We start from the raw sequence: 25557 nt of genomic DNA on the forward strand, positions 1-25557 counted from the left end.
CGATGTTCGGATTTAAAAAAAAACCTGAGCAGGAGCAACTTAAAGAGCTGGTGATTAGCGAGTTGAAGACCGTATTCGATCCGGAAATTCCTGTGAATATTTATGATCTCGGTTTGATCTATGATATTGAAATCGATGATGAGCACCATGCTCATGTCAAAATGACACTGACTACTCCCGGCTGTCCAGTCGCCCAGACATTCCCGGGTACAGTAGAACAGGCCGTGAATCGTGTAGAAGGTATCAGCGACTGCACCGTTGAATTAGTATGGGATCCACCCTGGACCCAGGAACGGATGACTGAAGCGGCAAGATTGGAACTGGGTATATTTTATTAATACCCCTAAAAGAAAGTCCTCTCTCCCTCAGGGAGAGAGTTAGAGAGAAGGATTTAAATCAACCCTCACCCTAGCCCTCTCCCAAACTTGGGAGAGGGGATGTTCTCAAGCTGACACCCATTCCTCTTCACGGAAATCCATATGTATCAAGGTATTCCATCAAATCATTATTTATAAGGTCATTCCATGCATCTTCCTGAACAATGGCAGCCCTCCACCTCAATTGATCTCTTAAGACAAAGGGCCGCAATTATTAATAATATCCGCAGTTTTTTCAACCAACGCGGTTACCTGGAAGTAGAAACGCCCGCAATGGCTCGCTGTGGCATCACTGACGTGTATTTAAGCAATATCAAAGCGATATTTCGCAATCAGATCTACTATCTGCAAACCTCCCCTGAATATCATATGAAACGGCTTCTGGCAGCCGGCAGCGGTCCGATTTTCCAAATGGCTAAAGCTTATCGTGATGATGAATTTGGCCGACACCACAACCCTGAGTTCACTATGCTGGAGTGGTATCAGCTGGATATAGATCATCATGCCTTAATACAGGAAGTTGATGAGCTCTTGCAAACGATTATAAATTGCCCTCCTGCAATCCGTAAAACCTATCAACAGGTTTTTGTGGAACTATGCGCAGTTGATCCATTTGCGGCAAGTATCACTGATTACCGTCATTGCCTAAAACAATTTGAGCTGGATTATGTGCTGGCCAAGGATGAGCGTGATCCTGACCAATATCTGTTTTTATTAATGAGCCATGTCATTGAACCGGCTTTAGCAAGTAGTGCTGCGCCAGTCGTTATCTATGATTTCCCGGTTTCACAGGCTGCATTAGCCCAGGTCAACAACGGGCGCGCCGAGCGATTTGAGTTTTACTACCGGGGAATGGAGTTAGCGAACGGTTTTCATGAGTTGCTGGATATTGAAAAGCAAAGACAGCGCTTTGAACAGGATGTGGCTCAGCGAGAAAGGCTCAATCTGGAACTCCCACCCATTGATCCTTTATTCCTTGCCGCATTAGCGCATGGGTTGCCAGCCTGCAGCGGAGTGGCTTTGGGTGTGGACCGCCTGATCATGCTGGCCTTGCAGCAGACTGAAATAGCCTCCGTTTTGAGTTTTGATTTCTCGCGTGCCTGATAATTATAGCGATAAGATTATTCCAAATAAAAAAGCCCTTCTCCCAGGTAGAGAGAAAGGCTTCTTGAGCAGAGATATGGACAGCGTCAATCAGTTATCGCTGTGTTCTCTATTGGTGACTTGTTCTTTATCCTTTCTTTTTCCCGAGTTTGCATCGGTTTTTAAAGGAACGACTCGTGCACCGGATTGTTGTTGCTGATTGCCGCCTTTTTTGCGCTGCATATTCGCACCGGAAGCCTGACGTTGCTGATTACCAGGTGAACGTCTTCTGCGAGAAGGCGAGCCGCCTTGTCGCTTCTCACTACTATTTCCAGCTCTGGTATTTTGCTGACGAGGATGTTGCTGACGGGTCTGTTTGGGCTCAGTTTTGGCAGCAGGTTGTTTGGATGTCTCATCCGAACCACCAAAAAGGCTTGTCCACAAACGCTTGATAAAGCTGGTCTGAGGCGCTCTTGAACTACTTGCTACGGCAAAGGCTTTAACAGCAGGTTCGTCTCTTACAGCATCCTGCTCATCGCGCACAAGCGTTAATTCGGGCTGTTGAATCATTGAATAACTGGGTTTCTTGTTCTTGCCCACATTATCTTCTTTGAGACGCGTGATGTTATATTGAGGTGTTTGCATGTAAGGGTTAGCAATAACGATAATTTTAACCCCATGACGTTTTTCGATATGCAGAATAAATTCACGCTTCTCATTAATGAGAAAGGTCGCCATTTCAACGGGCACCTGAACATGAACTTCCGCCGTTTTATCCTTCAATGCTTCTTCTTCGATAAGACGTACGATAGATAAACCATGCGACTGAATATTTCTGACAGTACCACGTCCTTCGCAGCGCGGACAAACTTCCTGGGCGGTTTCTCCCAAAGAAAGTCTCAAACGCTGGCGGGACATTTCCAGTAAACCGAAGCGAGAAATCCGGCCCACCTGAATCCTTGCACGATCGGTTTTTAATGCTTCTTTTAACTCATTTTCCACGTCACGCTGGTTCTTGCTGGAGTTCATATCGATGAAGTCGATGACTACCAGACCACCGAGATCGCGTAAACGTAACTGACGTGCAATCTCATTGGCTGCTTCGAGATTGGTATTTAATGCAGTTGTTTCAATATCGGCGCCACTGGTCGCCTTGGCTGAGTTAACATCAATGGACACCAGCGCTTCAGTGCGATCGATAACCAGAGAGCCGCCGGAGGGCAGGGGTACTTCACGCTGGTAAGCCGTTTCTATCTGACTTTCAATCTGATAATAGTTAAACAGAGGGATATTGTTGTTATACAGTTTAACATTGGGTAAGAAATCAGGTTTAACCTGCTCAATGTATTGTTTTGCCTTAACATAGGAAATCTGATCATCAATGATGATTTCAGAAATCGATTTTCTGAGATTATCGCGAATTGAGCGAATAATCACATCACCTTCCTGATGAATCAGGCAAGGAGCCAGTTGATTAGTATAGGCCTGATTAATGGCTTGCCACTGATTGCACAGCATATCAAGATCAGCCTGCAATTCATCCTGGCCTTTGCCAACACCTGCTGTCCGAATGATTAAGCCCATTCCTTCCGGCAATTCCAGGGCGTTGAGTGTTTCCTTCAGTTCATCACGGTCATCGCCTTCGATGCGACGCGAAATACCGCCAGAATTTGGATTATTCGGCATCAGAACCAGATAACAGCCTGCTAAAGTAATGAATGTAGTGAGTGCTGCCCCTTTGCCGCCGCGTTCTTCTTTATCCACCTGAACCAGTAGCTCCTGGTTTTCGCGAATTAATGAGGTAATTGGAGGACGATCTTCACCAAATTCTTCAGGATTTTTACTCAGATACTCGGGAGCAATTTCTTTTAGTGGCAGGAACCCTTGTCGTTTTGCACCATATTCCACAAAAACGGCATCAAGACTTGGTTCACGACGAGTTACAACCGCTTTGTAGATGTTTCCTTTCTTTTTGACTTCTGTTGGGCAATCAATGTCCAAATCAAACAGGTAATTATCTTTTATCAGGGCAACTCGAACTTCCTCAGTTTGAGTCGCATTTATTAACATTTTCTCCATCACACACCCCGTTGAGGGCGCAACACTTAAGCAGAACGACAGTGCAGGATCTTTTTGTTCGTTAAACGTTTCACGCCCGGTACAGGCAAAGTACAGCAAACGAACACTAATCATTAGTTCGTATGGCAGTACTGGACAGGGATGATGGCATTGAATAGTAACAGTAAGTTACTTTGTCAAATCAACAGATCCCGGATTTACGTCTCTTTAACCAAACAAAATTTATTAAGCATTTCCCAATATTACTAAATTCAGACCGTACGCAAGTTACCATTCAATCAATGGTGCATGTAAGTGCTTGTATTTAAAGGACTGTTTACGCAGAGCAGGTGTTTACTTCAGAATAGCGTAACATAGCCTTGACTCTAATATTCAAGTCGTTTTACATCTACACACATGTCTCACATGCGCAGGTATCCGGTGAGTTCTCAGTTTATGACTCTTAATACCGGGTTTACTTCCTTCATATCATTAACCTAAGGGAAGCGCATTTTATTTATCGTAAGTGTGCCGATTTTTATCGGCAATTAAACTTTTTAGTCATTATACGGTATAATTCGGTCGTCGAAATATTTTTTTTCCGACGCCTAGCATTTTAGCAAAAAAAACTGCCACAGCAAATAGGTTATTGAGAATGAATGATGTACGCTATCTGGAAGTCACTGCCAATGAAGAGGGGCAGCGTCTCGACAATTATCTGATGAGGGTATTAAAAGGAGTTCCCAAGAGTCATATCTATCGTATCATTCGTTCTGGGGAAGTACGCATCAACAAGAAAAGAGCAGAAGCATCCAGCCGCTTGAAAGAGGGCGATATTCTCCGTATTCCGCCTGTGCGTGTAAGCCAGGAAAAAGAGATTTTTGTCGGCGACAGGATGGAGCAGCGCCTGAGAAAAAGTATTATTTATGAAGACAGTGAACTGCTTGTAATTAACAAGCCGGCGGGTATCGCCGTTCACGGCGGAAGCGGTTTAAATCTGGGAGTCATCGAGGCTTTGCGAAAAATTCGGACCGATCTGCATTATCTCGAACTGGTTCATCGTCTGGATAGAGAGACTTCAGGCTGTCTTTTGCTGGCCAAAAAAAGAAGTGCTCTCCGATTGATTCAGGCACAATTGGAAAGCAGAGAGGTGAAGAAAATTTATTGGGCACTTCTTCAAAATAGCTGGGCTGATGAAAAAAAGATTCTGGTCGATGCCCCTTTAAAGAAAAATAATCTGCAATCAGGCGAGCGTGTGGTTGTCGTGCATCCGGAAGGCAAGCCCTCGCAAACGACTTTCAGATTATTGGAGAACTATACAGATGCCTGTTGGATAGAGGCTTCGCCCAAAACAGGCCGCACGCATCAGATCAGGGTACATAGCGCACATATTAAACACCCAATCGCTGGGGATGAAAAATATGGCGGCAGACGTTTGTCCTATGATTTCATTCAGGATCGTTCTCGACTATATTTGCATGCGCGCGCAATTCAATTTAATCTGAAGGATAAAAAACTTTGCTTTGAAGCTGAATTGGATGAGCAATTTAGTCAAACATTAAAATTTTTACGTACACGGGAGTGTGGTATTCATGAGTAAGCGATATCGTCTGGTCGTCTTCGACTGGGAAGGGACAATCAGCGACACTCTGGGGCAGATTATCGATTATGTGGCCAGTGAAGCAAAGCGCCTGAATTTTGGGGAGTTAAATCCTGAAATTGCAAGGGAAAATGTAAACCTTGGTCTGGTTAAGGCGACTAAAAAAGTATTCCCTCATTTAAGTACGGAGCAGATGGAAGAATTGCTGGAGGCTGTTCAAAGCAAACTATACACGCGGCATGCAGAAGTTTATTTGATCCCGGGTGTCCTTGACCTAATCAGACGCTTGAGTGAAGAAGGCGTTTTTCTTGCAATTGCCACCAACAAGGGACAGCAAAGTTTACATAAGGCGCTGCAAAGCACCGGGCTTGAAAAATATTTTATTGTAACAAAATCGGCAGGCAGCCTCCCATCCAAACCGCATCCCGAAATGCTTAGGGAAATTTTGCAGGATTTTGGAGTCACTGCGAGCGAGACGCTGATGATAGGAGATTCACCCACTGATATGGAAATGGCAAAAAGTTTACAAGTTGATGTGATTGGGGTTGATTTCTACCACCAGCATCCGGAGTTATTAGAGCAATCAGGTGCACTGGCCGTATTTGATGATTACCAGCTGGTTGCAGATTTTCTTCAACTGCCCCAAAAGGATTGATGTCGTGAGTAATCTAACCAGTTTACCCAATATGTTGACGTTGTTTCGGATAGTGCTGATTCCGGTTTTTATTATTGTATTTTATCTGCCTTTCGCCTGGTCGAGGGGGTTGGCGGCTATTATTTTTGCTCTAGCCGGATTTACTGACTGGCTGGATGGTTATGTCGCCCGTAGGATGAAATTGATGTCGCCATTCGGGGCTTTTCTTGATCCTGTTGCTGATAAATTACTGGTTGCCTGTACGCTCCTTTTGCTCGTTGGAGCGAGGGATGTCGATTACATCACATTGCCTGCCATCGTTATTGTAGGCAGAGAAATCGTGATCTCTGCGCTTCGTGAATGGATGGCAGAGGTTGGCAGTCGAGCCAGTGTCACAGTAAGTTATATTGGCAAGGTTAAAACCACACTGCAAATGGCGGCGCTGGTTTTACTGGTAGCCTTTGATCCGACTCAGTCCTGGTGGGGATTATTTGGTTTCATTTTGCTTTATGTGGCCGCCATTTTGACCATATGGTCAATGGTTATTTATTTGTCCATAGCATGGCCAGAATTAACTAAAAAAAGTTAAATTTATGTGTTGACAGCGAATCAATTTTCGGTAAAATGCTTCACATAAAGACGCGGGAATAGCTCAGTTGGTAGAGCACAACCTTGCCAAGGTTGGGGTCGCGAGTTCGAGTCTCGTTTCCCGCTCCAAATTCAAAGCGACCTAATATGTCGCTTTTTTTTTCAAAAGAAAATAAGGCTGTGTGGCAGAGTGGTCATGCAGCGGCCTGCAAAGCCGTGTACGCCGGTTCGATTCCGGCCTCAGCCTCCACAAAAATGCCCAGGTGGCGAAACAGGTAGACGCAAGGGACTTAAAATCCCTCGGGAGTTAAATCCCGTGCCGGTTCGACTCCGGCCCTGGGCACCATATAAATCTTAAGCACACGTAGGTTTAGCGCTTCGCTCGATGTTTCCTTTCTCAGCTCATTGAAATCACACTGAACACTATTTAAATTTGATAAAGAATGAAATGTCGGGCGAAGCGCCCGACCTACACTAGTCGAGCGGGTATATAATTCATGATTAACTTTATCAAAGGATTTTAAATGGGATTTTGGCAAAAATTAAAGTCGGTCAGCGACCAATATGCAGAAGTTACACATTGTACGGATGGTCTGCTGTTTATAGATATGGCAAAGAAAATATTGAATCAGTGCATGACGAACTGCGCTTATATTTATCAGGGGTATGTTCAGATAAAACCGTTTAAAAGCTATAGTCGAGAGTATTTAAAAAGAGGATTGGAGTTATTAGATGATGCCAATCTGAATCAGGAGGAGCAGTTTAAAGTTGTGATTGGCACTTTATTAGCTGCCAAGTATTACAATGATCAATGTTATGCAGATGATATATATTATAGAAGCAATCCCTGGCATCTTAGTTCGGAAATGAAGGACAGTATTAAATTACTGTTGGAACCATATGAGGGAAAAGAGATTTTTACTGCTGAGGAACAGTGCGCTGATTGCAGTAATAAAATAAACGTCCTGTCTGATGCTGTATTTAATGAGGAGTTAGATTTGGATGAATCATTTTTTATTAAATCCTCTTTAATTTCTGCTGAGCCATTTAATCTGAAATTAAAAGAGTTGTGTGAAGTTTATGATATTAAGTTATCTTTGGAAGAACAGAGCCAAATCCCAGCAGGGCCCAGGTAAACACATCTAACGTAGTCGGGCGCTTCGCCCGACAATTCCATTTTCATCAAATTTCAATAATTAGTGAGCTAAGAAAAGAAACGTCGGGCGAAGCGCCCGACCTACGTTAGGTAAAATCGGATTAGAGTGTCTCCATTTTCGGGCAGATCCTATTTATTTTGCCATAGTGCGATATGAGCGCCAGTGGGGTCCACGAGGATCGCGAAGTAACCGATTTCACCGACAGGCGTAACCGGCATTTTTACAGTGGCTCCTAATTCCGTGGCTTTTTCCAGTTTATCTTCAAGATCTTCAACCAGAATATATCCCATCCAGTGAGGTGGAATTTCGTTTTGTCTGTCTTTAGGGATTCCCCATATTCCACCCAGATCGTCGCTTCCCGGGATTTTAATAAAGTTATAAACCATATCGCCGGTTACTTGTTCAGTAAACTGCCATCCTAATAATTTTCCATAAAATTCTTTAGCAGCGGATACATCAGGCGTGGCTAGCTCATTCCAGCAGAATTTTCCAATTTGTGGCTGGTCCATTATTAATCTCCTTATTAGTGAATGGTAATCGATGCAGCAAGGACGAATGGGATAAGTATAGATTGTTTTAAAACTAAAGATTCAATCTTCATCTCGAGCAGAGCGGCTCATTAATTGAAGAACAGCTTGCTGAGGATTGAGTTCCCCCTTCAAGAGACTATTTACTACAGTACAGATGGGCATTTCTACCTGATGGCGATCTGCTAAAAGGCAAATTTGTGCGGCATTATGCTTGCCTTCCACGACCTGTCCAATAAGTTTTTCCGCTTCTTGTGAGGAAATACCATGCCCAAGATGCAGTCCAAAACGGCGGTTCCGAGACTGGTCATCCGTACAGGTTAAGACCAAATCGCCTACGCCAGCCAAGCCCATAAAGCTTTCATCACGTGCGCCCAATACCTTGCCAAGACGGCGCATTTCCGTTAGACCTCGAGTGATTAACGCTGCTTTGGCATTAGCTCCAAAATGCAGTCCATCGCTGATTCCGCAGGCAATAGCAAGAACATTTTTAACCGCACCACACAACTGAACACCAATTAAATCATTGCTCAGATAGACGCGCAGATTCTGATGATGCAGAAGGTTCCGAGTGGATTCCTGGTAGGCAATATTATTACCCGCCAGTGTCAGGGCAGTCGGCAGGCTCTGAGCGACTTCTTTTGCAAAGGAAGGACCTGAAATTGCCGCAACTGAAAATTCCTCGCCCCAATGATTGGCGACAATCTGGCTTAGAAATTGATTACTGGATGGATCAAGCCCCTTGGTCAACCAGGCGATGCCTCTTGCGGGTTTGTCAATAAGCTGAATCAATTCAGAAAAAGAATGAGAGGGAACGGCGATAATAACTTCATCAGCCGATGCAGAACATTCATGAAGATTATCAGTGACTTGCAAGCTGTCAGGTAATTTGATGCTGGGCAAATAACGTTGATTGCAGCGAGTGGTCTGCATGGAAGCAACATGCTGCGGGTTACGCGCCCACAGCATGACGTTTCTGCCTGTATTCGCTATATGGATAGCGATTGCGGTTCCCCAGGAACCGGCTCCCAATATAGCGATGGTTTTTTGAACTTTCATTATTAATGAGTAGTTTCTGTTTCGTCTGCTTTGGATTTGCTTTGCTCTTCCAGTTGCTGCATATACAGGGCATCAAAATTAATGGGTGCCAGTACCAGCTGAGGGAAGCTGCCGCGGATAACTTGTGAAGTAATTGCTTCGCGGGCATATGGGAAAAGAATACTTGGGCAGAAACTTCCGAGTAAATGACCTAATTGTTCTTTAGGAGCTCCCTGGATAGTAAAAATACCTGCTTGCTTAACTTCAGCCAGAAACGCCGTAGTGTTTTTATTTTTGACAGTAGCAGTCACGGTAAGAACGACTTCATACACGTTTTTCTCTAATTCAGTATTTTCTGTATTCAGATCCAGCGTTAACTCAGGTTCCCATTGTTGCTGGAAAACAGCAGGAGTATTAGGCGTTTCAAAAGAACTGTCTTTCATGTACACCCTTTGAATCATAAATTGAGCTTCGTTCGCTGGATTTGTAGTGGCTTCGTTCATTATTTTTCCTAGTTATTGTAAAAGTTCATTTAGCTTACCCGCATCTTCGAGTGCATATAAATCATCACAGCCGCCGATATGCTGTCCATCAATAAAAATCTGGGGCACCGTTCTGCGTCCACTGCGGGCAATCATTTCATCGCGTTTTCCCGGTTCTTCATCAACGCGGATCTCCTGATAACTGACCTTTTTGCTATCAAGCAATTGCTTGGCTCTTAGACAATAAGGGCAGTAACTGGTGCTATACATAATTATGCTTGCCATAGTTTATTTTCCTTTTACCAGAGGTAAGTCTGCATTTTGCCATGCACTTATTCCGCCCGCCAGAATCATGGGCGCGGTGAATCCCTGTGCACGCAATTTAGCAGCCAATGCCGTAGATTGTAAACCTTTAGCACAAACCAGGATAATAGGTTTGTCTTTATATTTATCCAGTGATTGTTGTTCAAAGTCCTCTACACTGGCACGTACAGAATTAATAATATGGCCCTTTCGATAAGTTTCAAGATCACGCAGGTCAATTACTACCGCATCGTCTCGGTTAATGAAGTGAACAGCCTGTTGTGGCGACACTTCCTTGGCACGTTTTTTCTGCGATTGAATTTCATTAATTAAAATGAGCAGTAAAATGAGAATTAAGCCTAACCATAAAGCCCAGTGATTAACAATAAATTGCCCAAGTTGTCCCATACAATACTCATGATAATTAAAATACTAGGACTGAATTATCCTTAGAATATCCTGCTAACGCAAGTGATTAAAAGCCGCCCCGCGCCATTTCCTGTAATCTTGCAATCCGGTCAGCAGTTGGCGGATGAGTTGAAAAAAGGGCGGTCAGGCGTTGGCTGGTTAATGGATTGACAATAAATAAATTGGCGGTGGTTGGATGTCTTTCTGCGGCAGGAAATTGACCCTGCTGATTGGCCATTTCCAATTTACCCAATGCGCTGGCCAGCCATAAAGGGTGACCGGATAGTTTAGCTCCGCCTATATCGGCCTCGTACTCTCTTGAGCGAGAAACCGCCATTTGAATCAGGCCTGCTGCCATAGGCGCTAAAATCAGCATTAATATCGCGCCGATTGGATTACTTCGCTCTCCATCAGAGTCATGGCCCATTGGTAAAAACATGAACATATTAGCGATACCGCTAATCGCACCTGCCAGGGTAGCGGCAATGACGCTGATTAGTGTATCCCGATGAGTCACGTGAGAAATTTCATGAGCGAGCACCCCTGTCAGTTCTTCCTGGCTAAGTCTCGATAATATTCCAGTCGTTACGGCAACGCTGGCATGTTCCGGACTTCGTCCTGTAGCAAAGGCATTGGGTACGGGGGTATCAACTATATAAACTTTGGGTACGGGAATTTGTGCTCGATTGGCAAGTTGGGATACAATAGAGTAAACCGGATGGCTTTCATCCAGTGGTTGTGCTTTATACATTCGCAATACAATCTGATCTGAAAACCAGTAGGCGCCAAAATTCATAACGACCGCAAAAATCAAGGCAATCATCATGCCGCCATAGCCGCCTAATAAACGGCCAATTACCATGAGAAGGGCTGTTAATGCAGCCAGAAGAATTAAAGTTTTCAGATTATTCATTTTAACCACCATTCCTTGGTATTGAACCGATCGTTTTGCAAGTCTGACGATTTGAATCTTTATCGTCAGGCTCGCAGTGAATCGATAAGCGATGAATTGAGCTTCTTATTTATTAATTAGCCATAAATTAACGCTTTTCAAGCTTTATTGTCATAAAAACGCGTTACCTCCGCTAAAGGCTGTCCTACGGCGGCAGAAGGCGATTTGATGGCCAGCACCGCTGCCAGAGTAGTGGCAATGTCTGTTGTATAGACTGGACGAGTAATCGTTTGCGCCTCAAATTGAGGATTCACAAAAAGAAGCGGCACATAACTGTCGTATTGCCAGGGCGTTCCATGATCGACTTTCTGGCCTTCCTGATCTTCACTCAATTGATAAGGAGGCGGCACCAGATAAAGATCGCCTGCGCGGCTTAAATTAGCCATACGAATCACCTTTTCGCTAAGCCAGTCGTGTTGTGTATTGGCTAAGGACAGCGCATAAGCCTGAAAGACGCCGGGGAAATTGCCCAGTGTTTCAACCAGGGTCGCGTTTACCTGATCAATATCCATACTATGAGAGCGGATGACTTCATGATTGAGATACACATAGGGAGGCATAATCGCTTGCAGTGAGTTAGCCGGCAGCTGGAATCGCTTGAGTAAAGTTTGTTCTATTTTTTGACGCAGTTCACTCTCATTTAAAGCATTGGCCTGTGGCATATGGTGTTCAGAAAGATAGCTTGGCGAGTCACTAACTCCATGATCTGCCGAGAGTACGATTAGGGTATTGGCAAGTCCCACCTGAGCATCAATCGCTTTGAGTAATTTGGCCATCGTCTGGTCAAGGCGTAGCAAATTATCTTCTGACTCCAGACTGTTTGGCCCAAACTCATGACCCACTGCGTCGACAGCAGAGAAACTAATGCCTAAATAATCGACTGAATTGGCCGTTTTACCTAATTTTTCTTCTTTAAGCAGGTGAATGGCAAAATCAGCGGTTAATTCATCCGCTTTGGGAGTCATCGATAAAAATTCGTAATATTCCTCATTACCCGGTTCACCAGTATGGTGCGGGAATCCTTTGCCGAAGTCCTTGGAGGAGCGGTTAGGAAAGCCTGCCGATTTGGCGAAAGTATATTGATTGACTGGTTTACTTAACGACCAGGTTTCATTCTGATCATGATAATCAGCATTCCAATTGATGACCCACTGCGGGTATTGGGTCAAATAATAACTGCTGCTGACAAAACCGCCATTGCTTCGATCAAACCAATAGGCCTGACCCGCATGGCCAGCAAGAGTGATTGCCGCGCGATCCTTTAAGGAAACGGCGAATGCCTGGCCTTTTTGAGCGAGCACTAATTCATCACTGAGAGTGGAGGCCAGCAATTGGCGCGGGGAACGTCCTGGCAATTCTTTTTTTGAGTGAGAGGTTGGAATAATTTTGCTGTTTAAATCTTCCATGCAATAAACAGACTGACCTGTCTGACGATCGATCCAGTCATTGGCCACAACACCGTGAAGAGCCGGGAAGCTGCCAGTCGCAATAGTCGCGTGACCAACACAGGTTACGGTATGCGCATGGGGGTGATGGGCATTCTGGTAATTGATGCCATGACTCAGCAGGTAGTTAAAACCCTCCGTGCCAAATTTGCTTTTATAGCGTTCCAGCAGGTCCCCTCGAAGCTGATCCACCACAATCTGAACAACCAGCGCAGGTGGTTTGGTTTCTGCCCAGGCGATACTGGTGAGCAGCATCAGGGGTACACTAAGGTATTTCTTCATTTGATTTCCTTTCTGTTGAAGCAAAGCGTCATCCTAAAGCAGAGGCGAAGAGAAATAAAGATTTTTCATCAGAGTTTTTCCTAAACCTGATGTAAAAACAAGAGGTTGTAATTTAGTTAAGTCGTTTAAAGAAAAGTCATGACGAACGGAAATAATTAGTTTACACTGGGTATCGTGAGGAAAGCCCTCACTTTTGGAATATGGAGTTTAAGGAGAAAATTATGGCTTATACAATCCCAAGTTGGACTAAACTTTTAGAGGCTTGGAACGAACAACGTTATCAGATTAAGACCGATAAAACTGTAAATGACATTCAAAGCTTGGAACGCTATGGTTATGTCAAATTCATCGATACCTATATCGAGCATTTGAATAGTATAAGTGTGAATTATGAGGATAATCAAAAAGCTGATATCCTGGCAGGGGTTATGTTAACCGTACGACACGTCATTGGGCAAGAATATCATCATCTGAATCCAAAAGGCGGACTTCTAAACAAAGGCAGTTCCGTGTTTCGTGCTCTTGACGCCATTTTAAAGCCAGAAGATCCTGCTAATCCAATTGATATACAGACATCCTTCAGAGTCTATGACATTGCTCTGGAATCATTTGCCAATGAAGTGTATGAAAAGCCTCTTGAACTTCAGGGTAAAAAACCTGAGCACAAGTTTGTTATCAGAGATGACAGAGAAGGGAAAAAGGAAGACAAGGAAGGAAAACCAGCAGTAATTTTTGATCATATCCAATTTTGTAGCACTCTAATCCTCTTGCAGAGCGATGCCAAGATAAAGAACGATGCCTACCAAAATGATTCAATTAAAAAGGCACATGAAGCTGCGGAAAAGGCAAAGAAAGAAGAAGAAAGAAGAGCCAGAGAAGAAGCGCTGAAAGCAAAAGGGGGCAACGCAGGCTTTTTATCCAGTATCACAGGTGGCGTATCACATATGCTGTTTGGTGGTGGAAAAGCGTCAGCCTCTTCGTCAAAGAGCGCGGTAGCTGAGGAAGAGTTCGTTCCTGAAAGCGGTCCTTCCTGATATACCCCCACAGGTATAGGCTCACTGCTATTAAGTTACGGATATTTTACTATTACATGTAGGTTGGGCCCTTGGCCCAACATTGAGTTCTGTCGTGGCTCAACCCTTTTGTTGGGCCAAGGGCCCAACCTACAATAATTCCTTTACCTAATGGCAAGCTGGGCTTCTAAGCCCAGCACATTCACTTCTCTATCGGATAACCCGCCATACTCCAGCCGGCAATTCCACCATTGACTGAATATACTTCCTGATAGCCCATCTGCATCAGTGTATCGGCTGCAGCCAGCGACCGGACCCCACCCTGACAGTGCAGGTAAATGGGTTCAGCCCTGTCGGCTACTTCGTCAGTAATGCGTGCGGCTAATTCCCCTTTGGGAATGTGAAGGGCTTCTCGAATGCGATAGTTCTGCCACTCATAGTCTTCACGAACATCAATCAGGCAAAGCTTGCTGTTTTTTTCCATCCGTTGCTTTAATTCGTGGACATCGATTGTGGCAATATTATGTTCGTTCATGGCTTTTCTCTCTCAAAGTAGGTCGTGTTAGTGTGGAGTGGTGAATAAACCAGTAAATTGCGGCAGTGATCACGCCGCCAAGCAGCGTCGCAAAAGCCCAGGATGCTGCAGAAACCAGAGCAGGCCGCTGGCCCAACTGATAGAGGCTGCCGGCATCACGGGCTACCGCACCGGCAAATAACAGATGCAGCAGGGCATTAATTAAAACGAGCAGATATTGAAAAGTGTCGATTTGTGCTGCATATTGTTCTATTAATTGATTAAGCATAATTGTATTGCGTCAATTCGGATGAGTAATCATAACAGAAATGCAGTATCGCTGTCTTTCTCAGGGGTAAGGCAATTAATTGACCCTCTATGCAAATAAATGATTAATTTCTTGCGTGGAAAAACCTGGATGCGCTACGCTTATCGAGTCTATGCAAACAATCTGCTTCTTGTTTTAAATAATAATAATAATTAGAAAAACCTGGCTGTCTCATTAGGCTTGAGTTTAATCGCTGAGGAGTATTCTCATGCATCACTACGATGTACCGGTACCCAGTTTATTTACGGCTCATTGCGGCCCACTGTACCATGTGGAAGAAGTGATCCTGAGCCGAATCGCTGATATTGAGGATTGGTTCAGACAACAATGGCGAATGACTCCGCCCCCTCTGACCTCATCTGTTGATCTCAGACATGCCGGTTTCAAGATTGCTCCAGTGGATACCAATTTATTTCCTGCTGGATTCAATAATCTGAATCCTGATTTCTTACCCCTTTGCGTGCAGGCGGCTCAGGCGGTATTAATTGATTATCTGCCGACCTGCAGGCGTATACTGATTCTGCCTGAGAGCCATACGCGTAATCGCTTTTACATGCAAAGCCTGGCTGTTTTGAGAGATATTTTGATGCAGGCAGGATTTAATGTCCGAATTGGCAGTCTGGATCCTGATTTATCCAGTCCTGTTGAAATTGAACTGGAAGGGAATAACAGTTTAGTGATTGAACCCCTGATACGACACCAGGATCGGGTCGGCCTGCATGATTTTGATCCCTGCTTCATTGTATTAAACAATGATCTGTCCACTGGCGTTCCTCCCATCCTCGATGGCATTAAGCAGCGTATACGTCCCACGGCCAAACTCGGTTGGTTTTCGCGTTTAAAATCCAGCCATTTCGGTTTTTTTAATGAAGTTTCCCGCGATTTCTGTGAATTAATCAATCTTGATCCCTGGCTGATTAACCCGTATTTCACCGCGGTGGATGGGATTGATTTTATGGCTCAGGAAGGCCTGGAAAATCTGGCTGCAGCAGCCGATATGCTTTTAAAACAAATTGAGGACAAATACCGAACTTATGGTATTGACGAAAAGCCATTTCTGGCTGTTAAAGCGGATAATGGTACCTATGGCATGAGCGTTATGATGGTGCATGATGCGAATGAACTGCGTCAGCTGAATCGTAAGCAGCGTACCCGTATGGCGGCTAGTAAAGGAAGCCAGAAAGTTGAGCGCGTTATTTTGCAGGAAGGTGTTTTTTCTTTTGAAACCATGCCCGATGGAGCCGTTGCCGAACCCGTGGTTTATATGATGGGTCAATTTGTAGTCGGTGGTTTTTACCGCGTGCATCAGGGGCGTGGCAGTGATGAAAATCTGAATGCGCCGGGCATGCATTTTGAGCCTTTGGCTTTTTCACAACCCTGCAACATGCCAAGAGGTGATTTACCACCTGTTGAGTACCCCAACCGTTTTTACGCCTATGGCGTCATCGCACGGTTAGCGGCGCTTGCGGCAGCAAGGGAAATCGCTGCAATTGGAGGCGAATAATGAAGCTGGCTGTTTTGATGGATCCTCTGGATTCAATAAAGGCGTATAAAGATTCTACTGTCGCCATGCTGCAAAGCGCTCAGCAATTGGGATGGGAGTGTTATTATTTTACCCCTGCCGATATTTCCTGCAAACAGGGTCAGGCTTTCGCACAGGTCGCCTCAATCAGGGTGGGGGATGAGCACTCTGGCAACTGGGCAGAGGTGAGCGAAAGAGCCGAGCGCTCGCTCAATGAGTTCAATATTATTCTGATGCGAAAGGATCCTCCTTTCGATATGGAATATATTTATGCTACTTATGCTTTGGAGCTTGCAGAAAAGGCCGGAGTGCTGGTGGCCAATAAGCCGCAAAGTTTACGCGATGCCAATGAGAAGTTTTTTACCCTCCAGTTTCCACAATGCTGTCCCTTAACTCTGGTGACCAAAAATATTGACCGCTTGTACCAGTTCTGGGAGCAGCATCAGCAGGTAGTATATAAGCCTCTTGAAGGCATGGGTGGGAATGCCATTTTCCATGTCGATGAAAAAGCCAGTAATTTATCGGTTATCCTTGAGGTGTTGACCCGAGATGAAACAGTGACCATTATGGCGCAGCGTTACATCCCGGAAATCAAAACCCTTGGAGATAAACGCATTTTATTAATCGATGGCTCTCCTGTTCCCTATGCTTTGGCCAGAATTCCTGCAAAGGGAGATATTCGCGGCAATCTGGCTGCAGGGGCCAGAGGTGAAGTAGTCGAGATAAACGACAGAGATCGCTGGATTTGCGAGCAGATTGCGCCGACTCTGCGTGAAAAAGGCTTGTTTTTCGTAGGCATTGACGTGATTGGCGATTATCTGACTGAGATTAATGTAACCAGCCCCACTTGCATCAGAGAAATAATGCAGGTATCTGGTCTGGATATCGCAGGAGAGTATATGCGCTGTCTGGAGAAAAAATCAGCACTATAATCTGGTGCTGATTTTAAGATTGAAAGCTGGGCAATTCGATTTCTAAGCTGATACAGCTTTGAGAATGAATGAAAGGAATAATCAGACTTCAACTGGTGCTGAGTCTTTGTTTCAGTTACACTATTTGTCTTCAAATTGCTGAGCCTGATATGCGTTCCTTTTCCCGTGAAATTCTGATTACGTTTGCGGTAAAAATTGTCCTTCTGACTGCTTTGTGGTTCTGTTGCTTTCATCACATCGAAAAGCCCCAATCGTTCAAGCAATATCTATTTGGTTCACCGGTGACTATGGAGGCTATCGCAGAACATTAATTCTTTGATCGAACAAGGGCTTTGTTTTTTTAACTTCAGTTACTAAGGTGAGCTATGATTCCTGCCAGTGAAGTTGTCGATTTATCCCGCTTACAATTTGCATTAACCGCGCTGTACCATTTTCTCTTCGTTCCTCTAACTCTCGGATTGTCTTTGCTTTTGGCCATTATGGAAACTGTCTATGTAATGACAGGGCGTGAAATCTGGCGCCGAATGGTTAAATATTGGGGGCTGTTATTCGGTATCAATTTTGTGTTGGGAGTGGCCACAGGATTGACGATGGAATTTCAGTTCGGTACCAACTGGGCGTATTACTCTCACTATGTGGGTGATGTGTTTGGCGCTCCTTTAGCGCTGGAAGGGCTCATGGCCTTTTTTCTGGAAGCCACGTTTGTCGGTCTGTTTTTTTTCGGCTGGGATAAATTATCGAAATTTCAGCATATGTGCTGTACCTGGCTTTTGGCTTTAGGAACCAACTTATCGGCGTTATGGATCCTGATTGCGAATGGCTGGATGCAAAATCCGGTTGGCGCCACATTTGACTACCAGACGATGCGAATGGAAGTGAGTGATTTTGCCGAAGTCATGTTTAATCCAGTTGCCCAGGCTAAATTTGTTCATACAATCAGTGCGGGTTATGTAACCGGCGCTATTTTTGTTTTGGCTATCAGCGCTTATTTTATCCTGCGCGGGCGCCATATTGATATGGCCAAACGTTCTATGACAGTCGCGGTTTCCTTTGGCCTGGCATCGGCTTTGTCGGTGGTGGTTCTTGGAGACGAGAGCGGGTATGTCGCCAACAGCAATCAGAAAATGAAACTGGCTGCAATTGAAGCGATGTGGCATACCGAAAAAGCGCCGGCGGGGCTAACGGTTTTCGGTATTCCAAATGAAAAAACACAGACCACCGACTATGGCTTTGAAGTGCCCTATATGCTTGGATTAATCGCCACACGCTCTATTAGTGAGCCTTTGCAGGGTATCTCAGAGTTAATTGATGAAGGAAAACAGAATATTCGTGAGGGGATGCTTGCCTATAAAGCCCTGGCGGTACTTCAGCAAAACCCGCAGGATAGTCAGGCAAAAGCTGATTTTGAAGCACATCGCCATGCTTTAGGCTATGGGCTTTTATTGAAAAAATACACAGAGAATGTAAGTGATGCCACGGAAGAGCAGATCAATTCGGCAGCAAATGATCTCAAGCCGAAAGTGCTGCCTCTGTTTTTCTCATTTCGCATCATGGTTGCCTGCGGCTTTTTCTTTATTTTGCTGTTTGCAATAGGATTTTATTTGTCTATAAAACGCAGGCTGCACACCACTCGCTGGTATCTCCATGTGGCTTTCTGGTCGCTTCCTTTGCCATGGATTGCCGCAGAACTGGGCTGGATAGTTGCTGAATATGGGCGGCAGCCCTGGGTTGTACAGGGGATTTTACCCACCTACATTGCCACCTCGTCAGTCAGCTTTTCTCAAGTCGCGACCTCTCTGGCCGGTTTTATCATTTTTTACACGATACTGGCGATCATTGAGGTTTATTTAATGGTTAAGGCTATACGCCTTGGTCCTGACAGCCTGATACATGGAGAGTAAGATGATTATCGATTACGAAATGCTGCGAGTAATATGGTGGATTCTTTTAGGACTTTTATTAATAGGGTTTGCGGTGATGGATGGCTTCGATTTGGGCGTGGTGATGTGGTTGCCCTGGCTCGCCAAAGACGATACTGAAAAGAGAATTCTGATTAACAGTATTGCTCCAACCTGGGAAGGCAATCAGGTGTGGTTCATTCTGGGGGGCGGGGCGATTTTTGCTGCCTGGCCGGCACTGTATGCGCTATCGTTTTCCGGCTTTTACCTTGCGATGCTGCTGGTGCTGCTCGCATTGATTTTGCGGCCAGTCGGATTTAAATACCGTTCCAAGCTGCCATCGATACGATGGAGAAATAATTGGGACAAGGCGCTGTTTATCGGCGGAGTAGTACCAGCGCTGATCTTCGGTGTGGCCATGGGAAATGTATTACAGGGGGTTCCCTTCTATTTTGATACGAGCCTGCGTCCTTTCTACACCGGAACTTTCCTGGAACTGCTAAATCCCTTTGCTTTGTTATGTGGCGTATTGTCGGTCGCCATGCTGGCCATGCATGGGGCGTTTTTCCTGACAGTGAAAACAGCGGGGCCTGTACAAAACCGTGCAACAGTGGCTGCGCGAGCAAGTGCTATGCTGGTAATTCTTTTATTTGCAGCGGCCGGCGTTTGGATTTATCTGGGAATTGACGGCTATGCGTTGGCGCATCCGATTCCACAGGATGGACCCTCTAACCCTCTTTATAAAACGGTTGTCAGGGTGCCGGGCGCCTGGTTTTTTAACTATTATCAGAAGCCCTGGACATTGCTTGTTCCTGCAGCCGGGCTGCTATCGGCTTTACTGGCTATCTTATGTTCTAAAAAACAAAAAATAGCTTTTTTATTCAGTGCACTGACTGTTGCATGCATTATTGCTACAGTGGGAGTCAGTATGTTTCCTTTCATTCTGCCTTCTGTCAGCAACCCCTCACAAAGTTTAACGGTATGGGATAGCTCTTCGAGTGCTTTGACTTTAACAATTATGTTGTTTGCAACTCTGATTTTACTGCCGCTGGTTCTTTTATATACGGCCTGGGTTTATCGAGTCCTTAGGGGTAAGGTGACCACAGAAACCGTTAACAATAATTCCGCAATGGGCTATTAGGAGGCATTATGTGGTATTTTTCCTGGATTTTGGGTACAGGTCTGGCCTGCACTTTTGCTGTATTAAACGCGATGTGGCTGGAGTTGCGGGTCAGTGATTCCAATCATGCCGAGAATGATATCTAAAAATGAGGTTCATTAGTCTTCGAGTCGAAGCTTCCTCTCGAAGACTATGCTTACCGGTGGTATAAAGTCAAACAAAGTTTAATTGCCGCCAGGCTTCATAAAGAATAATAGCGACCGAATTGGAAAGATTTAAGCTGCGGCTGTTTCCCTTCATCGGAATGCGAATGGCACTGTAGCGCTCTCTTAATTCAGCGGGCAAACCACGAGTCTCCGGTCCGAATAGTAATAGATCGCCATCCTGATAGGTGATTTGGTTATAGGGAACGCTGCCTTTGGTGGAGCAGGCAAAAATACGCCGACTGCTGTTTTGCTCAACAAATGCCGCTTCATTCTCATAGTGAATGACATTGGCCCATTCGTGGTAATCCAGACCCGCACGCCGCATGCGCTTGTCATCCATCTCAAAACCCAGAGGATGAATTAAATGCAATTGCGCGCCGGTATTGGCGCACAAACGAATAATATTGCCGGTATTGGGTGGAATCTCAGGCTGATAAAGCGCAATATGCAACATACGAAACTTAGATCAATGGAGATGGGTGGGACAATTTTACCCTATTCATCGATATAATCACTACCCAGAGCTGAATTACTGCTTAGCTTCTCTCCGTTTTCTCCATTTTCTTCAACATACAGAGACTCTGAGTCACCAGTTTGTCCTTGTTCGCCGGTAATTCGATAATTACGGTGCTGTAAGTAAGCGTCGCGGATAAAGGCATATTTATCCAGCGCTTCATCCATAAGCCGTTCGGTATCGAATAATTGCGAGCGCAGATCAACATATCTCACTCCGATAAGTGTATTGGTCAGAACAGTGCTGTCCAGATAAGGATATGGCGTTAGCAGCGGGTATTCAAACAGCATGCCCATACCATCGCGGAAAGTGCTTGGACCGAGGAATGGAATCACAATATAGGGGGATTCTTTGTTACCCCATTTTGCAAAAGTGAGGCCCAAATCATTACTGTGCGGCGGCAATCCCATTCGGCTGGCAGGGTCAAAAAATCCGGCGATACCTAAGGTGGAGTTAATCAGGAAGCGCCAGGTGTCTTTGCCTGCCTGACGTAATTCTCCCTGCAGCAAATCATTGCCTACTGTTGGAATCATATTCACATTTTCATAGGCATTGTTAATGCTGGCGCGTACTGGTCCTGGTAAAACCGCTTTGTATAGGCGGGCTGGCGGTTTCAGAAACGTGACATCAAATGCCATATTGAACTTGTGAGTCTCGCGATTAATGGATTCATAAGGGTCAACAGGATTCGGGCCTTTATGGATACAGGAGGCAAGCAGGAATGAGCTTGCACAAGTGGTTAAAACTGCCATTAAACGCATGATATTTCAATTATTCCGAGTCATGGAAAGTTCATGTTACCACTATCTCTGGATTCGCCACAATATGAAAAAACTATTTAAAAATCCATCACAAAGGTTACCGGTCCATCGTTACAAAGGTGGACTTGCATATCGGCTCCGAATTCCCCCTTTGCTACTCTAGAGTATTTCTGATTAGCCCGTTCCACCAGTTCGCTGAATAAAGCTCTGGCCAGATTTGGGGGTGCTGCATTGGAAAAACTGGGTCTTAGGCCTTTCCGTGTGTCTGCGAGAAGGGTAAACTGAGGAACCAGTAACAAGCCGCCTTCAACCTGCTGCAGATTTAAATTCATTTTCCCTTGCATATCACTAAAGATGCGGTAATTAAGGCATTTTTCAAGCATGCTTTCCAGGGTGGCGCTGCTGTCTGTTGGCCCAAAACCGCATAAAATCAAAAGACCACGCTCAATCTGACCGATGATCTGCTGTTCGACCTCCACACGTGCTTCACGAACTACCTGAATAACCGTCAGCATGCGTCTGATCTCTGGCGAGACATTTCCTTGCTTGCGCATATTAGGGCATCAATAATTCCTGCCTCCCTGTCTGAATGGCCTGCATCGCGCACAATGCTTAAATTGGAAGCGGGCAGAGCCTGATGCAAGGTCAAGGCACCCGATAAAGGGCATACCATGTCATAACGTCCATGGATTATATATGCCGGGATATGACGCAGTTTGCTGGCATTCTTGAGTACCTGATTCTCTTCAATAAAATAGCGATTATTAATGTAATGAGTTTCGAGGGTAGCAAGGGTCAGGGCAAAATGCGGGTCGCTATACTGATCAATCAGGTTTTGATGAGGTTGCAGGCTGCTGCAACGAGCCAGCCAAAGTGTCCAGTTTTTTGCAGCGGACATACGCCCTAATTCATTAGGTCCCTGCAAGCGGCTGGTATAATAAGCAGGTACTTCATCAAGCTGAGTCTCGGGAATAAGATGAGTAAACTCCTGCCAGTAATCGGGATAGATCAAATTAGCGCCCTGGCGATAAAACCAGTCAATATCCTGTTGTCTGCCTAAAAAAATACGATGTAATAATAAGCCGCAGATTTGCTGAGGATATAGTTCCGCATAGAGTAATGCCAATAAACTTCCCCAGCCTCCGCCTGACAAAACAAAGCGCTGAAGCCCCAGGTAATCCCGAATAGCATCGATATCGTCCAGTAATGACTGCGTGGTGTTGTCTTTAAGCTCAAGATGCGGAGTGGAGCGGCAGCAACCGCGCTGATCAAATAGAATGATGCGATAAACCTGCGGATCAAAAAAACGCCTGAGATAGGCGTCACCCCCAGCCCCTGGCCCTGGATGCAATACTATAACCGGTAAACCTTCGGGATTTCCTGTTTCCTCAACATACAATACATGAGGGTGCGCAACGGGGAGCTCATGGATATAGTAGGGTTTAATGGGTGGATATAGGGTATGCATAGTTTTACTCGTCTTCCTTTTTACTAATCATATACTTGTTTATCTGAATTGGAAAACATTCCATAAATATTGCTTTAACTCCACTAAATTTAAGATAATAGCTCATTTTTTGAAGTGGGAGTCATGCATGACGGTAGAAACATTAACAAAGGGTTTGAACCAAAAACAATATGAAGCCGTCACTGCTGCTTTGAAGAATGTTCTGGTTTTAGCAGGTGCTGGCAGCGGAAAAACACGAGTACTGGTAAGCCGGATAGCATGGATGGTTTCACATTATAACATGCCCTTTTCCTCTATTCTGGCCGTCACCTTTACGAATAAGGCCGCTGGAGAAATGCGCAGCCGGCTCGCTCAGATTTTTAACAGTCCGGTTCATGGTTTATGGGTAGGTACATTCCACGGGCTCTGTCATCGTATGTTGCGCCGCCATTATGAAAGAGCGCGCCTTCCGGAAACTTTTCATATTCTTGATAGTGATGATCAGGCTCGCTTGATAAAGCGCGTTATTGCTTCACTTAATCTTGATGAAGAGCAATGGCCAGTAAAGCAGGCTCAATCCTTTATTAACGGTAAAAAAGATGAGGGCCTGCGTCCTTCGCATATCCATGCACAAAGCTATGGACCTACACGCACTCTGATTCGCATTTATGAGGCCTATGAGCTAGCCTGTCAGAACGCAGGCGTCATTGATTTTGCCGAGATCCTGCTTAGAACGCATGAATTGCTGCGTAATAATCCGGATATACTTGAGCATTACCGCCAGCGATTTAACGCCATTCTGGTTGATGAGTTTCAGGACACCAATACCATTCAATATGCCTGGATACGCTTATTAGCCGGTGAGCAGGCAGTGGTTATGGCAGTGGGGGATGATGATCAGTCGATCTATGGCTGGCGGGGGGCGAAAGTTGAAAATATCGCTCAGTTTGTCAGGGATTATCCTAATACGGAAACGATTCGTCTGGAGCAGAATTACCGCTCCACGTCGACCATCCTTGAAGCGGCTAACGCCTTAATTACCAACAACAAGTCTCGAATGGGTAAGGAGCTGTGGACAGAGGGGCGAGCTGGTGAAAAGATTGTCGTTTACAGTGCTTTTAATGAGCTGGATGAAGCACGCTTTATCAGTGATCGCATTAGCCTTGCGTTGAGCCAGGGACGCAGTGCCGATGAGGTGGCAATTTTGTATCGTTCCAATGCGCAATCCCGTGTTCTGGAGGAAGCACTGCTGCATGCAGGAATTGCTTATCGCATTCATGGGGGGCTGCGCTTTTTTGAACGAGCAGAAATTAAGGATGCCCTGGCTTATATGCGTTTGATGGCCAACTCAAACGACGATACCGCGTTTGAGCGAGTGGTTAATTTTCCGACACGCGGCATAGGTGAAAAAACATTGGATGAGCTGCGGCATTTGGCTAAAACAGAGCAAATCTCGCTTTGGCAGGCTGCTGATCTGTTAATTAATAACTCCACACTGACTCAGCGGGCAAGCAGTGCCCTGGCCCGTTTTCTGGATTTAATAAAAGATCTTCAACAGCGAATCGCAGGGCTTGAACTCGATGAACAATTCAATGAAGTTATCAATTTAAGCGGCCTGTATGCTCATTTCGCGAAAGTGAAGGGGGATAAATCTGAATCGCGTCTGGATAACCTGCAGGAGTTAATCAGTGCTGCCAAACAGTTTCGCTATGAGCAGGATGATTATGATGAGGAATTGCCTTTACTGGTGGCGTTTTTAGCTCATGCTTCGCTTGAAGCGGGCGAAATGCAGGCGGCAGAGCATGAGCGTTATGTCCATCTGATGACCCTTCATGCGGCGAAGGGTCTGGAGTTTCCGGTCGTATTTTTAAGCGGAATGGAGGAAGGGGTTTTTCCCGGTAAGCAGTCTATTGAGGAACCTGGACGGCTCGAGGAAGAAAGAAGACTATGCTATGTTGGGATGACTCGGGCAATGGAAGAGCTTTTTCTGACTTATGCGGAAGTCAGGCGGCAGTATGGTCGTGAAGAGTATCACCGTCCTTCTCGCTTCCTGCGTGAATTACCCTCAGAGCTTTTGCACGAATTAAGGGTAAAAACGCAATTCCAGAAGCCAGTTACTCCCAAAGCCATGACCGCCAGTTTGGCGGAAGATGCCGGATTGCAATTGGGTCAGGCAGTTTCTCATGCCAAATTTGGAACAGGCGTGGTTATTTCTGTGGAAGGAAACGGGGCGCATACGCGTGTACAGGTTAAATTCAAAAGTCATGGAATAAAATGGCTCGTGCTCGCTTACGCCAATCTGACACCGCAAGAGGTTTAAAATTAACTTGAAATTAAAATCTGCTGATGCTACGGTTCATCCGGAAAA

Annotated in this window: 28 protein-coding genes and 3 tRNA genes; 17 read left to right on the forward strand and 14 right to left on the reverse strand. The window is 45.2% G+C overall.

Features of this window, described 5'->3' with window-relative positions:
• Positions 1-2: 2 nt before the first annotated feature.
• On the forward strand, positions 3-338 hold the full coding sequence (locus tag LXA66_RS12645; RefSeq protein ID WP_058507730.1) for an SUF system Fe-S cluster assembly protein: 336 nt from the start codon (positions 3-5) through the stop codon (positions 336-338).
• Between the two features lie 186 nt (positions 339-524).
• Positions 525-1481 carry an elongation factor P--(R)-beta-lysine ligase gene (gene epmA, locus LXA66_RS12650; RefSeq protein WP_233013430.1) on the forward strand — a complete coding sequence of 319 codons (957 nt, stop codon included), beginning with the start codon at positions 525-527 and terminating at the stop codon, positions 1479-1481.
• Positions 1482-1571: 90 nt separating this feature from the next.
• Here epmA and LXA66_RS12655 read toward each other — a convergent pair whose 3' ends face one another.
• A complete protein-coding gene (locus LXA66_RS12655; protein ID WP_233013950.1) occupies positions 1572-3539 on the reverse strand; it encodes an Rne/Rng family ribonuclease in 1968 nt (655 codons plus the stop codon).
• A 634-nt stretch (positions 3540-4173) separates the two neighbouring features.
• On the opposite strand from LXA66_RS12655, the gene LXA66_RS12660 reads away from it, so the two are divergent.
• The 7 genes from LXA66_RS12660 to LXA66_RS12690 all read left to right on the forward strand — a co-directional run bounded on the left by LXA66_RS12660 (position 4174) and on the right by LXA66_RS12690 (position 7476).
• On the forward strand, positions 4174-5118 hold the full coding sequence (locus LXA66_RS12660) for an RluA family pseudouridine synthase (protein ID WP_112220648.1): 945 nt from the start codon (positions 4174-4176) through the stop codon (positions 5116-5118).
• The gene (locus tag LXA66_RS12665) at positions 5111-5773 is read left to right on the forward strand and encodes an HAD family hydrolase (protein ID WP_133140135.1); all 663 of its coding nucleotides are present in this window, start codon (positions 5111-5113) and stop codon (positions 5771-5773) included. The genes LXA66_RS12660 and LXA66_RS12665 overlap by 8 nt, the downstream gene beginning before the upstream one ends.
• A 4-nt stretch (positions 5774-5777) precedes the next feature.
• Positions 5778-6341, forward strand: a complete 564-nt coding sequence (gene pgsA, locus LXA66_RS12670) for a CDP-diacylglycerol--glycerol-3-phosphate 3-phosphatidyltransferase (RefSeq protein ID WP_233013431.1) — start codon at positions 5778-5780, stop codon at positions 6339-6341.
• A 52-nt stretch (positions 6342-6393) separates the two neighbouring features.
• A tRNA-Gly gene (locus LXA66_RS12675) sits at positions 6394-6469 on the forward strand.
• Positions 6470-6516: 47 nt separating this feature from the next.
• Positions 6517-6590: transfer RNA gene (locus tag LXA66_RS12680), tRNA-Cys, on the forward strand.
• Positions 6591-6597: 7 nt separating this feature from the next.
• Positions 6598-6686: transfer RNA gene (locus tag LXA66_RS12685), tRNA-Leu, on the forward strand.
• A gap of 178 nt (positions 6687-6864) precedes the next feature.
• Positions 6865-7476: a hypothetical protein gene (locus LXA66_RS12690; protein ID WP_233013432.1), complete on the forward strand. Its 612-nt coding sequence runs from the start codon at positions 6865-6867 to the stop codon at positions 7474-7476.
• 149 nt (positions 7477-7625) lie between these two features.
• On the opposite strand, the gene LXA66_RS12695 is transcribed toward LXA66_RS12690, so the two are convergent.
• The 7 genes from LXA66_RS12695 to LXA66_RS12725 form a co-directional block, all read right to left on the reverse strand.
• A complete protein-coding gene (locus LXA66_RS12695) occupies positions 7626-8006 on the reverse strand; it encodes a VOC family protein (protein ID WP_233013433.1) in 381 nt (126 codons plus the stop codon).
• Positions 8007-8087: 81 nt separating this feature from the next.
• Positions 8088-9083 carry an NAD(P)H-dependent glycerol-3-phosphate dehydrogenase gene (locus LXA66_RS12700; protein WP_233013434.1) on the reverse strand — a complete coding sequence of 332 codons (996 nt, stop codon included), beginning with the start codon at positions 9081-9083 and terminating at the stop codon, positions 8088-8090.
• A 2-nt stretch (positions 9084-9085) separates the two neighbouring features.
• Positions 9086-9565 (reverse strand): protein-export chaperone SecB, encoded by a 480-nt coding sequence (secB, locus tag LXA66_RS12705; protein ID WP_058507721.1) that lies wholly within the window; start codon positions 9563-9565, stop codon positions 9086-9088.
• Between the two features lie 12 nt (positions 9566-9577).
• Positions 9578-9829 carry a glutaredoxin 3 gene (gene grxC / locus LXA66_RS12710; protein WP_112220197.1) on the reverse strand — a complete coding sequence of 84 codons (252 nt, stop codon included), beginning with the start codon at positions 9827-9829 and terminating at the stop codon, positions 9578-9580.
• A 3-nt stretch (positions 9830-9832) separates the two neighbouring features.
• Positions 9833-10255: a rhodanese-like domain-containing protein gene (locus LXA66_RS12715; RefSeq protein ID WP_112220198.1), complete on the reverse strand. Its 423-nt coding sequence runs from the start codon at positions 10253-10255 to the stop codon at positions 9833-9835.
• A 67-nt stretch (positions 10256-10322) separates the two neighbouring features.
• Positions 10323-11168 (reverse strand): zinc metalloprotease HtpX, encoded by an 846-nt coding sequence (gene htpX / locus LXA66_RS12720; protein WP_112220199.1) that lies wholly within the window; start codon positions 11166-11168, stop codon positions 10323-10325.
• A gap of 137 nt (positions 11169-11305) precedes the next feature.
• Positions 11306-12934, reverse strand: coding sequence for an alkaline phosphatase family protein (locus LXA66_RS12725; RefSeq protein WP_233013435.1), 1629 nt, complete (start codon positions 12932-12934; stop codon positions 11306-11308).
• 221 nt (positions 12935-13155) lie between these two features.
• On the opposite strand from LXA66_RS12725, the gene LXA66_RS12730 reads away from it, so the two are divergent.
• On the forward strand, positions 13156-13968 hold the full coding sequence (locus LXA66_RS12730) for a hypothetical protein (protein WP_233013436.1): 813 nt from the start codon (positions 13156-13158) through the stop codon (positions 13966-13968).
• 181 nt (positions 13969-14149) lie between these two features.
• On the opposite strand, the gene LXA66_RS12735 is transcribed toward LXA66_RS12730, so the two are convergent.
• Both LXA66_RS12735 and LXA66_RS12740 read right to left on the reverse strand, forming a co-directional pair.
• The gene (locus LXA66_RS12735; RefSeq protein WP_112220202.1) at positions 14150-14482 is read right to left on the reverse strand and encodes a rhodanese-like domain-containing protein; all 333 of its coding nucleotides are present in this window, start codon (positions 14480-14482) and stop codon (positions 14150-14152) included.
• Positions 14469-14750, reverse strand: a complete 282-nt coding sequence (locus LXA66_RS12740; protein WP_233013437.1) for a hypothetical protein — start codon at positions 14748-14750, stop codon at positions 14469-14471. Before LXA66_RS12740 ends, LXA66_RS12735 begins: the two co-directional genes overlap by 14 nt.
• 247 nt (positions 14751-14997) lie before the next feature.
• Between LXA66_RS12740 and gshA the strand changes: the two genes are divergently transcribed.
• The 6 genes from gshA to cydX all read left to right on the forward strand — a co-directional run bounded on the left by gshA (position 14998) and on the right by cydX (position 20407).
• Positions 14998-16293 carry a glutamate--cysteine ligase gene (gene gshA, locus LXA66_RS12745; RefSeq protein WP_233013438.1) on the forward strand — a complete coding sequence of 432 codons (1296 nt, stop codon included), beginning with the start codon at positions 14998-15000 and terminating at the stop codon, positions 16291-16293.
• Positions 16293-17243: a glutathione synthase gene (gene gshB / locus LXA66_RS12750; RefSeq protein ID WP_233013439.1), complete on the forward strand. Its 951-nt coding sequence runs from the start codon at positions 16293-16295 to the stop codon at positions 17241-17243. The genes gshA and gshB overlap by 1 nt, the downstream gene beginning before the upstream one ends.
• Positions 17244-17311: 68 nt before the next feature.
• Complete coding sequence (cydP, locus tag LXA66_RS12755) at positions 17312-17554, forward strand: cytochrome oxidase putative small subunit CydP (RefSeq protein WP_233013440.1); 243 nt, start codon at positions 17312-17314, stop codon at positions 17552-17554.
• 54 nt (positions 17555-17608) lie between these two features.
• Complete coding sequence (locus LXA66_RS12760) at positions 17609-19144, forward strand: cytochrome ubiquinol oxidase subunit I (RefSeq protein ID WP_233013441.1); 1536 nt, start codon at positions 17609-17611, stop codon at positions 19142-19144.
• Position 19145: 1 nt separating this feature from the next.
• The gene (gene cydB, locus LXA66_RS12765; protein ID WP_233013442.1) at positions 19146-20282 is read left to right on the forward strand and encodes a cytochrome d ubiquinol oxidase subunit II; all 1137 of its coding nucleotides are present in this window, start codon (positions 19146-19148) and stop codon (positions 20280-20282) included.
• Between the two features lie 5 nt (positions 20283-20287).
• Positions 20288-20407, forward strand: a complete 120-nt coding sequence (gene cydX / locus LXA66_RS12770; protein WP_233013951.1) for a cytochrome bd-I oxidase subunit CydX — start codon at positions 20288-20290, stop codon at positions 20405-20407.
• A gap of 67 nt (positions 20408-20474) precedes the next feature.
• Here the strand turns inward: cydX and trmL are convergent, their stop codons facing one another.
• The 4 genes from trmL to pip all read right to left on the reverse strand — a co-directional run bounded on the left by trmL (position 20475) and on the right by pip (position 23210).
• Positions 20475-20921, reverse strand: a complete 447-nt coding sequence (gene trmL, locus LXA66_RS12775; RefSeq protein WP_233013443.1) for a tRNA (uridine(34)/cytosine(34)/5-carboxymethylaminomethyluridine(34)-2'-O)-methyltransferase TrmL — start codon at positions 20919-20921, stop codon at positions 20475-20477.
• 41 nt (positions 20922-20962) lie between these two features.
• Positions 20963-21742, reverse strand: a complete 780-nt coding sequence (locus LXA66_RS12780) for a VacJ family lipoprotein (protein ID WP_233013444.1) — start codon at positions 21740-21742, stop codon at positions 20963-20965.
• 77 nt (positions 21743-21819) lie between these two features.
• Positions 21820-22257, reverse strand: a complete 438-nt coding sequence (dtd, locus tag LXA66_RS12785) for a D-aminoacyl-tRNA deacylase (RefSeq protein ID WP_233013445.1) — start codon at positions 22255-22257, stop codon at positions 21820-21822.
• Positions 22251-23210: a prolyl aminopeptidase gene (gene pip / locus LXA66_RS12790; protein WP_233013446.1), complete on the reverse strand. Its 960-nt coding sequence runs from the start codon at positions 23208-23210 to the stop codon at positions 22251-22253. The genes dtd and pip overlap by 7 nt, the downstream gene beginning before the upstream one ends.
• Positions 23211-23337: 127 nt before the next feature.
• On the opposite strand from pip, the gene uvrD reads away from it, so the two are divergent.
• Positions 23338-25509, forward strand: a complete 2172-nt coding sequence (gene uvrD, locus LXA66_RS12795; protein ID WP_233013447.1) for a DNA helicase II — start codon at positions 23338-23340, stop codon at positions 25507-25509.
• The last annotated feature ends 48 nt before the right edge of the window (positions 25510-25557 follow it).

The sequence above is a fragment of the Legionella sp. 16cNR16C genome, assembly GCF_021297775.1.
GTDB classification, from domain to species: domain Bacteria; phylum Pseudomonadota; class Gammaproteobacteria; order Legionellales; family Legionellaceae; genus Legionella_C; species Legionella_C quinlivanii_A.